This is a genomic window from Roseovarius tolerans, from assembly GCF_028885395.1.
GTDB classification, from domain to species: Bacteria; Pseudomonadota; Alphaproteobacteria; order Rhodobacterales; family Rhodobacteraceae; genus Roseovarius; species Roseovarius tolerans.
This window is the reverse complement of sequence record NZ_CP118494.1, coordinates 376,120-388,126: the sequence shown is the minus strand read 5'-3', so window position 1 is coordinate 388,126 and position 12,007 is coordinate 376,120. Positions and strand designations below refer to the sequence as shown.

General features: G+C 65.7%; 7 protein-coding genes. 1 reads left to right on the top strand and 6 read right to left on the bottom strand.

The genetic code is table 11. From position 1 onward, the window contains the following. Positions 1-21: 21 nt before the first annotated feature. Genes PVU19_RS01780 through xdhA form a run of 6 tightly spaced genes read right to left on the bottom strand, consistent with a single transcriptional unit; the run spans position 22 to position 8,267 of the window. The gene (locus PVU19_RS01780) at positions 22-942 is read right to left on the bottom strand and encodes an ABC transporter permease (protein WP_050662305.1); all 921 of its coding nucleotides are present in this window, start codon (positions 940-942) and stop codon (positions 22-24) included. Continuing rightward, entirely contained in the window at positions 942-2,024 is a 1,083-nt protein-coding gene (locus tag PVU19_RS01775) for an ABC transporter permease (protein ID WP_050662306.1), read from the bottom strand. The genes PVU19_RS01780 and PVU19_RS01775 overlap by 1 nt, the downstream gene beginning before the upstream one ends. A 48-nt stretch (positions 2,025-2,072) precedes the next feature. Continuing rightward, positions 2,073-3,590, bottom strand: a complete 1,518-nt coding sequence (locus tag PVU19_RS01770; RefSeq protein WP_050662307.1) for an ABC transporter ATP-binding protein — start codon at positions 3,588-3,590, stop codon at positions 2,073-2,075. Continuing rightward, positions 3,587-4,531, bottom strand: coding sequence for a xanthine dehydrogenase accessory protein XdhC (gene xdhC / locus PVU19_RS01765; protein ID WP_050662308.1), 945 nt, complete (start codon positions 4,529-4,531; stop codon positions 3,587-3,589). Before xdhC ends, PVU19_RS01770 begins: the two co-directional genes overlap by 4 nt. Then, entirely contained in the window at positions 4,528-6,864 is a 2,337-nt protein-coding gene (gene xdhB / locus PVU19_RS01760; protein WP_050662309.1) for a xanthine dehydrogenase molybdopterin binding subunit, read from the bottom strand. The genes xdhC and xdhB overlap by 4 nt, the downstream gene beginning before the upstream one ends. Continuing rightward, a complete protein-coding gene (xdhA, locus tag PVU19_RS01755) occupies positions 6,861-8,267 on the bottom strand; it encodes a xanthine dehydrogenase small subunit (protein ID WP_050662310.1) in 1,407 nt (468 codons plus the stop codon). Before xdhA ends, xdhB begins: the two co-directional genes overlap by 4 nt. Before the next feature lie 162 nt (positions 8,268-8,429). On the opposite strand from xdhA, the gene dnaE reads away from it, so the two are divergent. After that, positions 8,430-11,930, top strand: coding sequence for a DNA polymerase III subunit alpha (gene dnaE, locus PVU19_RS01750; RefSeq protein ID WP_050662311.1), 3,501 nt, complete (start codon positions 8,430-8,432; stop codon positions 11,928-11,930). Positions 11,931-12,007 lie beyond the last annotated feature (77 nt).

Here is a 12,007-nt window from a genome sequence, read left to right as displayed (position 1 = left end):
GGGGTCTCCCTGTGATTGATCTTATTGCGAGGCGTGAAAGATGCGGCCCAACGAGGCGGGCGCGCGTGATTTGTCGCCTGCCATGATGACCAGCACGAGGATGGTGATCAAGTAGGGCGACATGGAAAGATATTCGACCGGGATGGCAAAGCCAGCGGCCTGAAGATTGAGCTGCAGCACCGTGACCCCGCCAAAGAGCCACGCCCCCAGCAGAACCCGCCCCGCCTTCCACGAGGCGAAGACCACGAGCGCAAGCGCGATCCACCCGGCACCCGCCGTCATGCCTTCGGTCCACTGGGGCACACGAATGAGGCTGATATAGGCCCCGCCCAGCCCGGCGCAGGCCCCGCCGAAAAGGATCGCCGCAACCCTTATGCGCACCACCTTGTAGCCGAGCGCATGGGCCGCGTCATGGTTCTCACCCACCGCGCGCAGGATCAGCCCGGCACGGCTGTACTTGAGCACCCACCAGATCAGCCCCACCAGCGCGAGGCCCAGATAGACCATCAGGTCATGCGAAAAGAGAACCCGGCCCAAAAACGGGATATCGCCGAGCAGGGGAATATCCAGCTTGGCCACCGGCGGCGGCTTGATCCCCACATAGCCCTGTCCCAGCAGCGATGACAGGCCCAGGCCAAAGAGTGTCAGCGCCAAACCGCTCGCCACCTGATTGGCCAGCGCCACTTGCGTGAGCAAGGCGAACAAGAGTGCCAGCACCGCGCCGCCCCCCGCCGCCGCGACAAAGCCGATGGCAGGCGAGCCGGAATTGACCGCCACCGCGAACCCGCAGATCGCCCCGGTGATCATCATCCCCTCGACCCCGAGATTGAGCACGCCCGCGCGCTCCACCACCAACTCGCCCAGGGCGGCCAGCAGGATCGGCGTCGCCGCGACCATCAGCGAGGCGAGCAGCAGTTCAGGGCTGATCGATCCCATATCCATCACGCCACCTCCCGCCTAGCCAGTCGGATGCGGTAATTCGTCAGCACATCCACCGCCAGCAGGAAAAACAGCAGCATGCCTTGGAACAGCTGAATCGCGGCGGCAGGCAGGCCCATGTTGGATTGCGCGATCTCGCCGCCGATATAGGTCAGCGCCATCAAAAGCCCCGCCAGCAGGATGCCCAACGGGTGCAAGCGCCCGAGAAAGGCGACGATAATCGCCGTGAACCCATAGCCCGCGTTGAAATCAATGCTCACCTGGCCCGCAGGGCCGGACACCTCGAACATACCTGCAAGCCCCGCCAGCGCCCCGGCGGTGCCAAGGCACACCAGCACCAACCGCGCCGGGCGCACCCCGGCGAAGCGTGCGGCGCGCGGCGCCTGCCCGGTCAGGCGGATGTGATAGCCCAGAGAATGACGCGTCAGCAGCACATAGGCAAAGATCACCGCGATAAACGCCGCCACCACGCCCCAATGCATGCCTGTTCCTGTGATCAGTTCGGCGTTATGCGCGCTCTCGTATTGCCGCAGGTTGCGCGACCCGGGAAAGCCCATGCCCTCGGGGTTCTTCATCGGTCCGAGCGCCATGGCGGCCAACAACTGCTCCGCCACATAAACCAGCATCAATGACACCAGAATTTCATTGGTGCCAAAGCGCAATTTCAACACCGCCGGGATCATCGCCCATCCCCAGCCGCCAAGCGCCCCGGCCAGCACCATCAGCGGAAACACCAGCACGCTCTCGGTGGGGTAAAACGCCAGCCCCACCCCCGCGCCGGTCAGCGCGCCGACGATATACTGCCCCTCGGCCCCGATATTCCAGATCCCCGCCCGAAACCCGAGGCTGAGGCCGATGGCAATCAGGATCAGCGGCGCGCCCTTGATCAAAAGCTGCGGGCGGTAATAAAACGCGAACTCACCGAATAGCGGCTGCCAGAAGATCGTGGCGATCGCCTCGACCGGGTCCTTGCCAAGTGCCGCAAAAAGCGCGCCCCCCGCCAACATGGTGATCACCACCGCCAGAAGCGGCGTCACCCATGTCCAGAGCCGCGAGGGCTGCGGGCGCTTTTCGAACTTCAGCATCGCGCGCCCCCGGGTTTCTTTATGGCAGAAATACTCAAATCCGACGGCTCAGACATGCGCTACCTCCATGCCATGCGCGCCGCCCATCATCAGGCCGATCTCCTCGACGTTCAGGTCCTGCGCAGGCCGGATCTCCGACAACCGCCCCTCGTTGAGCGCGCCGAACCGGTCGGATATTTCCATCAACTCATCCAGATCCTGACTAATGCAGAGGATCGCGGCCCCATTGGCCGCCAGATTGAGCAGCGCCTGCCGGATCGCAGCGGCGGCGGCGGCATCCACACCCCATGTCGGCTGATTGACCACCAGCACTCTGGGGCGTTGCAGCACCTCGCGCCCGATCACGAATTTCTGCAGGTTGCCGCCCGACAGCGCCCGCGCCGCCACATCCGGCCCCGGTGTGCGCACATCAAACCGCTCGATGATGGCACGCGCAAACGCCCGTGACGCAGTCCAGCGGATAAACCCGCGCGCGGTCAGCCCCTCGCGCTGCGCACCCGTCAGAAACGCGTTTTCCGTCAGGCTCATATCCGGGGCGGCGGCATGGCCCAACCGTTCCTCGGGCGCAGCCAGCAGGCCCAATTCGCGCCGCGCGGTCGGACCAAACCGGCCGATGGGCGTGCCATTGAGCCGGATCGCCCCGGCGTCGCTCGGCAATTCCCCCGACAGCGCCGCCAACAACTCGTCCTGCCCGTTCCCCGCCACCCCGCCAAGGCCCAATATCTCGCCTGCCTGCACGCTCAGGTGAATATCCTTGAGCGCGGTGCCGAAGGCCGAGGGCGAGGCCACCGAAAGCCCGGTGATCTCAAGCGCCACCTCCCCCGGCGCGCGGGGCGCGCGTTCCGGCGCGGCAAAGCTCGATCCGACCATCATCTCGGCCATTTCGCGTGCCGAGGTCTCGCGCGGCAGACAGGTGCCCACGTTGCGCCCCTGCCGCAGGATCGTCGCCTGATCGCACAGGCTGCGGATTTCCTCCAGCTTGTGCGAGATATAGAGGATCGCCACCCCTTCGGCGCTCAACTTGCGCAGGGTCTGGAACAGGATTTCCACCTCCTGCGGGGTCAGCACGCTCGTCGGCTCGTCCATGATCAACAGGCGCGGGTCCTGCAACAGGCAGCGGATGATCTCGACCCGCTGCCGCTCGCCCGCCGACAGATCGCCGACAATCCGCCCCGGATCGAGCGGCAGGCCGTAGGTCTCCGACACATCCCTGATCCGCGTGGCAAGGTCGCGCAGGCGCGGCGGCTCTTCCATGCCGAGCGCCACGTTCTCGGCCACGCTCATCGCCTCGAAGAGCGAGAAATGCTGAAACACCATCGCCACGCCCGCCTTGCGCGCCGCATGCGGATCGGGCGGGGCGTAGGGCGCGCCGTGCAGGGCCATCGCGCCGCTATCGGGCTTCACCAACCCATAGATCATCTTGACCAGCGTCGATTTGCCCGCGCCGTTCTCACCCAACAGCGCATGCACCTCGCCCTCCATGATATCGAAGGACACGGCGTCATTGGCGACGACGCCGGGATAGGCCTTGGTCAGGCCCGAAATACTGAGCAGCGGCGTCGTCACGCGGTTGTCCCCTGATGGCGGGCGGCAGGTGTTTGTTGCCTCTTCAGTAACGCAGTGGCGGTGCCGACGGCAATGGCCTGCGGGTGTTTGCCAAGGCTTGGCTCACCGATCGGGCAGTCGATGCGCGCGATTTCGGCAGGCGCATGGCCAAGGGCCACCAGACGCTTGCGGAACCGCGCCCATTTGGTCGCCGACCCGATCAGCCCGCAACCTGCGAAACCGTGCTGCAAAAGGGCATGACAAAGCGCCAGGTCAAGCGCGTGCGAATAGGTGACGATCAGGTGCTGCGCCTCGCGCGGGGCATGCGCGACAAGCGTGGGCAGGTTGGGGGCGGGCCAGACCGTGACACCGTCCGGCACCACAGCCGGAAACCGCGCCGCGCCGGTATCGGCCCAGGTGACGCGAAAATCGGGCAGCGGGGCGAGTGTCGCGGCAAGCGCGCGCCCGACATGCCCCGCCCCCCAGATCCAGAGCGGGGCTGCGCGCGGGCGCACCGGCTCGACCATCCAGCCCTCGATCAGTTGCGGCGCGGGCAACTCGCCCCGGTCCCGCGCCCGCGCCAGCCTGCGCCGCACCGCGAGCGGGGTGTCATCGCCGCCCGTGACGGGGCGTGCAATCACGTCGCGCCCCTCCAATGTGGCAAGCCGCGCAGCATCATAAACCTCGCTCACCACCTCCACCGCGCCACCGCAGCATTGCCCCATATCGGGGCCCAGCGCATGGCGGCTCAGGCAGGTGGGTACGACTTGCGCCCGCGCGGCACGCGCCAGTTCATATTCCAGCGCCCCGCCGCCCACGGTACCCGATTGTCCCTCGTCCCAGACCAGCATCGCCGCCCCCACCTCGCGCGGGGCAGAGCCATGGGTCGCCGCGATCACCACCCGTGTCACCCGGCCATATTGCGCGACCGCTGCGTGTACGGCATCCAGATCAAAGCTCATGCGCGCATCCTCTCCACAGCCCGCAAGATTTGCTCCGGCGTCGCGGGGGCGTCGAGCGCCGGATAGCCCGTGCCACAGGACGCCACCGCATCCGAGAGCGCCAGAAAGGCCGAGATGCCCAGCATCAAGGGCGGCTCGCCCACGGCCTTGGAGCGGTAGATCGTCTCTTCCCGGTTTTGCCCCTCCCATAGCGCGACATTGAACACCTCCGGCCGATCCGAAAAGGCCGGGATCTTGTATGTCGACGGCGCATGCGTGCGCAGCCGCCCGGCCTTATCCCAGACCAGTTCCTCCATGGTTAGCCAGCCCGCGCCCTGCACATATCCGCCTTCGATCTGCCCGATATCGAGCGCGGGGTTCAGCGAGGTGCCGCAATCGTGCAGGATGTCCGCGCGCAGGATGCGGTTCTCGCCCGTCAGCGAATCGAGCACCACCTCAGTCACCGCCGCGCCATAGGCGAAATAATAGAACGGGCGGCCCTGCCCCCTGATCCGGTCCCAGGCCAGCTTGGGCGTCTTGTAGAACCCGGTCGAGGACAGGCTGATGCGATGCTCGTAACACAGCCGCGCGGCCTGCGCGAAACTCATCTCATGTGCGCTAACACGCACCGTGCCGCCGTCGAATGTCACGGCCTCGGGCACCTCCTGATGATAGCGCGCAAGGAACTCCGCCATTCGCTCTCGTATGGTGTCACAAGCGACCTGCACCGCCATGCCGTTCAGGTCACTGCCCGAACTTGCCGCCGTGGCCGAGGTATTGGGCACCTTGCCGGTATCGGTGGCGGTGATCCTGACCGCCTTCAGCGGCAGGCCGAACCGCGCGGCCGCCACCTGCGCCACCTTCTGAAACAGGCCCTGCCCCATCTCAGTGCCGCCGTGATTTAGCTGCACCGAGCCGTCCTGATAGACATGCACCAGCGCGCCCGCCTGATTGAGATGGCTGAGCGTGAAGGAAATCCCGAACTTCACCGGGCTGAGCGCGATCCCCTTCCGGAGCACCGGGTTACGCGCGTTCCACTCCGCCACCGCCGCGCGCCGGGCGTGATAGTCGGATGTCTCGACCAGCACGTCGGTCATCTCATGCAGGATGAAATCCTCCACCTCCTGCCCATAGGGCGTGCACTGTTTCTTTTTGGCGGAAATACTCTCGGGGGGAAGCGCAGCGCGGGGGGCGGACAGCCCCCCTCCATCCGCTGCCGCATAGTAGTTCCGCTGCCGCACCGCGAGCGGATCAAGCCCCAGCTCATGCGCCACATGGTCCATCACCCGCTCGATCCCGAGCATCCCCTGCGGCCCGCCGAACCCGCGAAAGGCCGTGGCCGAGGCAGTATTGGTGCGCAACCGGTGGCTCTCGATCCGGGCAGCAGGCAGGTGATAGGCATTGTCGGCATGCAGCATCGCACGGTCGGCCACCGGCAGCGACAGGTCCTGGCTCCAGCCGCAGCGCGCGTAATGGACGAACTCCACCCCTTTGAGCCGCCCGTCGGCGTCAAAGCCCACGCGATAGGTGATGCGGAACTCATGCCGCTTGCCGGTGATCACCATATCGTCGTCGCGGTCATAGCGCATCTTGCAGGGCCGCCCTGTCGCCATCGCCGCGACGGCACAGGCGACGGCCAGCGCATTGGCCTGGCTTTCCTTGCCGCCAAACCCGCCGCCCATGCGCCGCGTTTCGACCCGCACGGCATGCATGGGCTGCCCGATGGCATCGGCCACCTTGTGCTGCACCTCCGATGGATGTTGGGTCGAGGCATGCACCACCATGTCGCCGCCTTCCTGCGGCAGGGCGAGGGCGGCCTGGCCTTCGAGATAGAAATGCTCCTGCCCGCCCATCTCGATGACCCCGTCGATCCGGTGCGGCGCGGTAGCGATGGCTGACCCTGCGTCGCCCTTGGCATAGACGCGCGGCCCCTCTTCGAAACGGCTGTCAGCGGCGAGGGCGTCGTCGATGGTGAGGATCGGCGTAGCCTCATCATAGGCAACCTCCGCCTGCCGCGCCGCGCGGCGCGCGGCAAGGTGGCTCTCGGCGATGACCAGAAACAGCGGCTGGCCGTGATACTGCACCGCGCCGGTGCAAAGCAGCGGCTCGTCATGCGCCGAGGGCGAGCAATCGGCACCGTGCGGCAGATCGGCGGCCGTCAGCACCGCCACCACACCGGCGCTCTCACGCACGGCTGCCAGATCCATCCCGGTCACCCGCCCGCATGCAATCGCGCTCAGGCCAAAGGCCAGATGCAGCGTGCCGCGCGGGGTGGGGATATCGTCGACATAACGCGCAGCGCCCGTCACATGCAGGCGGGCGGCGTCATGCGGAAGCGGTTTGGCCACGCTCATGCCCGCACCTCCTGCACCGAGATGGCTGCGCCCTGATCCTCGAAGAAATAGCGCCGCAGGAGATTGCCCGCGACGCTCAGGCGGTAGTCCGCAGAGGCGCGCATATCCGAAAGCGGTGCGAAATCCTCGGCCCAGGCCTCCTGCGCGGCGTCGATGGTCGCCTCCGTCCAGGGCTGGCCCAATAGCGCCGCCTCGACATGGGTGGCGCGCTTGGGAATGCCCGCCATGCCGCCGAAACCGATGCGCGCGGCGCGCACATGGCCCTCCTTGACGGTGATGTTGAAACAGCCGAGAACCGCCGAGATGTCCTGATCGAACCGCTTGGAGACCTTGTAACAGCGCAGCCGGTCGGGTTGACGTGGCAAGCTCACCGCCTCGACAAACTCTCCAGGGCCGCGGTCCTGCTTGCCGTAGTCCAGAAAGAAATCCTCCAACGGCATCGCGCGGCGGGTATCGCAGTGACGCAGATGCAGTGTCGCACCCAGCGCGATCAACGCGGGCGCGTTGTCGCCGATGGGCGAGCCATTGGCGATATTGCCCCCCAGCGTCGCCGCCGCGCGCACCTGCTCGGAGCCGTAGCGCCGCAGCATCGCCGCATAGGACGGGTGATGCTGCGCGATCACCTCCATCAGCCGGGCGATGGTCAGACCGGCACCGAGGCGGATCTCGGTGTCACTGATCTCGACTGCCTGTAGATCGGCACAACCGTTCAGGAAAATCGGCCTCTCCAGATCGCGCAACTGCTTGGTCACCCAAAGCCCCACATCCGTCGCCCCGGCAATCAGCGTGGCGTGCGGATGAGCGGCAAAGAGCCGCGCCAGCTCATCCGTGGTTTTTGGGCGCCACGCCCGAGGGGGGCTGTCCGCCCCCCGCCCTTCGGGCCCCCCCGAGAGTATTTCTGCCAAGAAGAAACCAGGGTCGTCGCGCATCCAGTCCGGCACCGGCGCATTCTCGGCGGCGCGGGCGGCGCGCAGGATGGGGGCGTAGCCGGTGCAGCGACAGAGATTGCCGGCAAGCGCGCGGTCGTGATCGGTCTCGCCATTCATATGCGCGCAGGCCATGGAGGCGATGAAGCCCGGCGTGCAAAAGCCGCATTGCGAGCCGTGGCACTCGATCATCGCCTCTTGCACCGGGTGCAGCGCGCCATCCGGCCCGCTGATGCCTTCGACGGTGCGCACCGCCTTGCCCTGCAGCTGCGGCAGCAAGAGGATACAGGCGTTGAGCGGGCGCGCGCCGGTCTCGTCGCTGACGATCACCGTGCAGGCGCCGCAATCGCCTTCGTTGCAGCCCTCCTTGGTGGCGGTGAGGCCGCGCACCTCGCGCAGCCAGTCGAGCAGGGTCGTGGTCGGGGGAAGGCCCCCCGCATCCACGCACTCTCCGTTCAGAAGAAACGTGAGGGTCATGTCCGGTGCCTGCCGCCTTACCGAATACCTGCCCGTGATGTGCCTGACCTTCGATGCGGCGTAGAAGGCGGCGGGCCTGTCCTGTCGGTCTTCGATGAAAACGGTCGAACCGGCGTTTGGCAAGTCTTTTGTTTCGCGCGCGCCCTCAGTAAGGTTACCCTCATGAGCGCCAATCCCCGATTCATTCACCTGCGTGTCCACACCGAATATTCCCTGCTCGAAGGGGCGGTGCGGCTCAAGAAACTGCCCGGCCTGTGCGAGGCGGCGGGCATGCCCGCCGTGGCCGTCACCGACACCGGCAACATGTTTGCAGCCCTAGAGTTTTCCGTCTCTGCGCAAGCGGCGGGCGTGCAGCCGATCATGGGCTGTCAGGTCGACCTCGAATATGTCGCCACCAGCCCCGGAGAGCGGATCAAGCCGCCCTCACCCGTGGTCCTTCTGGCCCAGAACGAACGTGGCTACGAGAACCTGATGAAGCTCAATTCCTGCCTCTACCTGCGCGGCGACGGGCAGGTGGCGCACATCACGGTCGAGGAGCTGGAGCACCATGCCGAAGGCGTGATATGCTTGACCGGCGGGCCCGACGGCCCGGTGGGGCGGCTCTTGCAGGGTGGGCAGCGCCCGGCAGCCGAGGCGTTGATGGGGCGGCTGGCAGCAGGCTATGGCGACCGGCTCTATGTCGAATTGCAGCGCCACCCGGGCGAGAGCGGCGCACCGGAATCCGAGCGACTGACCGAGCGCGGCCTGATCGAGATGGCCTATGCGATGGACCTGCCGCTGGTGGCGACCAATGACGTCTATTTCGAGACACCGGACATGTACGAGGCGCATGATGCGCTCCTCTGCGTGGCCGATGGGGCCTATGTCGATCAGAGCGAGCCGCGCCGCCGCCTGACCCCTCAGCATTATTTCAAGTCGCAGGAAGAGATGGCGACGCTCTTCGCCGATCTGCCCGAAGCGTTGGAGAACACTGTCGAGATCGCCAAACGCTGCGCCTTCGGATGCTACCGGCGCGACCCGATCCTGCCGCGTTTCGCCGATGACGAGGTCGACGAATTGCGCCGTCAGGCACGCGCGGGGCTTGAGGCGCGGCTTGCCGTCATTCCCCATGCCGCCCCGGTCGAGGACTATGAAAAACGGCTCGATTTCGAGCTTGGCATCATCGAGGGCATGGGTTTTCCCGGCTATTTCCTGATCGTCGCCGATTTCATCAAATGGGCCAAGGACCACGATATTCCGGTTGGGCCGGGGCGTGGGTCCGGCGCGGGTTCGCTGGTGGCCTATGCGCTCACCATCACCGATCTTGACCCACTGCGCTACTCGCTCCTCTTCGAGCGGTTCCTCAACCCCGAGCGGGTGTCGATGCCCGACTTCGATATCGACTTCTGCATGGATCGCCGCGAGGAGGTGATCCAGTATGTGCAAGGAAAATACGGTCGCGACCGCGTGGGGCAGATCATCACCTTCGGTGCCCTGCTCTCCAAGGCCGCCGTGCGCGATATCGGGCGGGTGCTGCAAATGCCCTATGGGCAGGTGGATCGCCTCTCGAAGATGATCCCGGTCGAGGGCGTCAAACCGGTCAGCATCTCACAGGCGCTGACGCAGGAAGAGCGGCTGCGTGAGGCCGCGAAATCCGAGGAGGTGGTGGACCGGCTGCTGAATTACGGCATGAAGGTCGAGGCGCTGTTGCGCAACGCCTCCACCCATGCCGCGGGGGTGGTGATTGGCGACCGGCCTCTGGATGAACTGGTGCCGCTCTATCAGGATCCGCGCTCCGACATGCCCGCCACGCAGTTCAACATGAAATGGGTGGAACAGGCGGGTCTGGTCAAGTTCGACTTTCTCGGTCTGAAAACCCTGACCGTGATCCAGAACGCGATCGAGCAGATCCACAACGAGGGGCGCGACCTGCATATCGCCGCCGATGGCAGCACCATCTACGAGCCCTTCCCGGGGGCCGAAAACGATATCGGGCAGATCCCGCTCGACGACGAAAAGACCTACGAGCTTTACGCCCGCGCCCGCACCGTCGCCGTGTTTCAGGTGGAAAGTTCGGGCATGATGGACGCGCTCAAGCGGATGAAACCCACCTGCATCGAGGATATCGTGGCACTCGTCGCGCTCTACCGTCCCGGCCCGATGGAGAACATCCCGAAATACTGCGAGGTCAAGAACGGGCTGAGCGCGCGCGATAGCCTGCACCCCTCGGTCGATCACATCCTCGACGAGACGCAGGGCATCATCGTCTACCAGGAACAGGTGATGCAGATCGCGCAGGAAATGGCGGGCTATTCGCTTGGCGGGGCCGACCTCTTGCGCCGCGCCATGGGCAAGAAGATCCAGGCGGCGATGGATGCCGAACGGCCCAAATTCATCGCCGGGGCCAAGGACAACGGCGTCGACGATGCCAAGGCGCTCGAAGTCTGGAACCTGCTCGATAAATTCGCCAATTACGGCTTCAACAAGTCCCACGCCGCCGCCTACGCGGTGGTCAGCTATCAGACCGCTTGGCTCAAGGCCAATCACCCGGTGGAATTCATGGCCGGGGTCATGAACTGCGATATCCACCTCACCGACAAGCTGGCGGTCTATTTCCAGGAGGTGAAAAAGGGGCTGCGCCTCGACTGGCTGCCACCCTGCGTGAACCGGTCCGAGGCCACGTTCGTGGTGCGTCAGGGCGTGCTGCACTACGCGCTTGGCGCGCTCAAGAACGTGGGCGTCGAGGCGATGAAGCTGATCGTCGAGGGGCGCGGCGACAAACCCTTTGCCACGCTCTACGACATGGCCCGGCGGGTGGATTTGAAACGCATCGGCAAGCGGCCGCTTGAAATGCTGGCGCGCGCGGGCGGCTTCGACGAGCTGGACCGCAACCGCCGCCGGGTGTTCGAGAGCATCGAGGCGCTGATGAACTATTCCGCCGCGATCCATGAGCAGAAGAATTCGACGCAGGTTTCGCTCTTCGGTGACGCCGGTGAGGATCTGCCCGAACCGCGCCTTGTCCCGGTCGAGGATTGGCTGCCCGCCGAACGCCTGACCGAGGAATTCAAGGCCGTCGGCTTCTACCTCTCGGGCCACCCGCTCGACGATTACATGACCGTGCTCAAGCGACAGGAGGTCAGGACGCTCGACGAGGTGACCGCCCGCGCCGAGCAGGGGCCGTTTCTGGCCAAGATGGCGGGCGTCGTCGCCGGGCGGCAGGAACGTAAATCGGCGCGCGGCAACCGGTTTGCCTTTGCGCAACTCAGCGACACCACGGGCGGGTATGAGGTCACTATCTTTTCCGATGTGCTCGAGAAATCCCGCGATTTCCTGGAAACCGGCGCGCAGGTCGTGATCAGCGCCGAGGCCACGATGGAGAGCGATCAACTCAAACTCCTCTGCCGCTCGGTGCAGCCCATCGACGGGATGGTCCCCGATGCCGGGGCGGTGGGCTTGCGGATTTTCGTCGATCAGCCGGGGGTGATCGGATCGGTCGCGACGGTGCTGGAGGGGGCAGCCAAATCAGCCCGCGCCGGGGCCCCCGGACCGATCCATTTCCGCCTGATGGGCGAGGGTTTGCCCGGCGAGGTCGAGATCGACAGTGGCGTGGAATACCCCGTCACCCCCCAGATCAAGGGCGCGATCAAGAGCCTGAGCGGCGTGGTGATGGTGGAAGAAATCTGACGCCTTGATGGGCGTCATCCCGGGCTTGACCCGGGATCTCTGAGCCGCACGAGACTCCGTATCAAGTCCGGGGTGAC

Excerpts from the sequence above, each read along its gene's own strand:
- PVU19_RS01775 (WP_050662306.1), bottom strand. The coding sequence starts at position 2,024 with ATGCTGAAGTTCGAAAAGCGCCCGCAGCCCTCGCGGCTCTGGACATGG.
- xdhC (WP_050662308.1), bottom strand. The coding sequence starts at position 4,531 with ATGAGCTTTGATCTGGATGCCGTACACGCAGCGGTCGCGCAATATGGC.
- dnaE (WP_050662311.1), top strand. The coding sequence starts at position 8,430 with ATGAGCGCCAATCCCCGATTCATTCACCTGCGTGTCCACACCGAATAT.
- PVU19_RS01780 (WP_050662305.1), bottom strand. The coding sequence starts at position 942 with ATGGATATGGGATCGATCAGCCCTGAACTGCTGCTCGCCTCGCTGATG.
- xdhB (WP_050662309.1), bottom strand. The coding sequence starts at position 6,864 with ATGAGCGTGGCCAAACCGCTTCCGCATGACGCCGCCCGCCTGCATGTG.
- xdhA (WP_050662310.1), bottom strand. The coding sequence starts at position 8,267 with ATGACCCTCACGTTTCTTCTGAACGGAGAGTGCGTGGATGCGGGGGGC.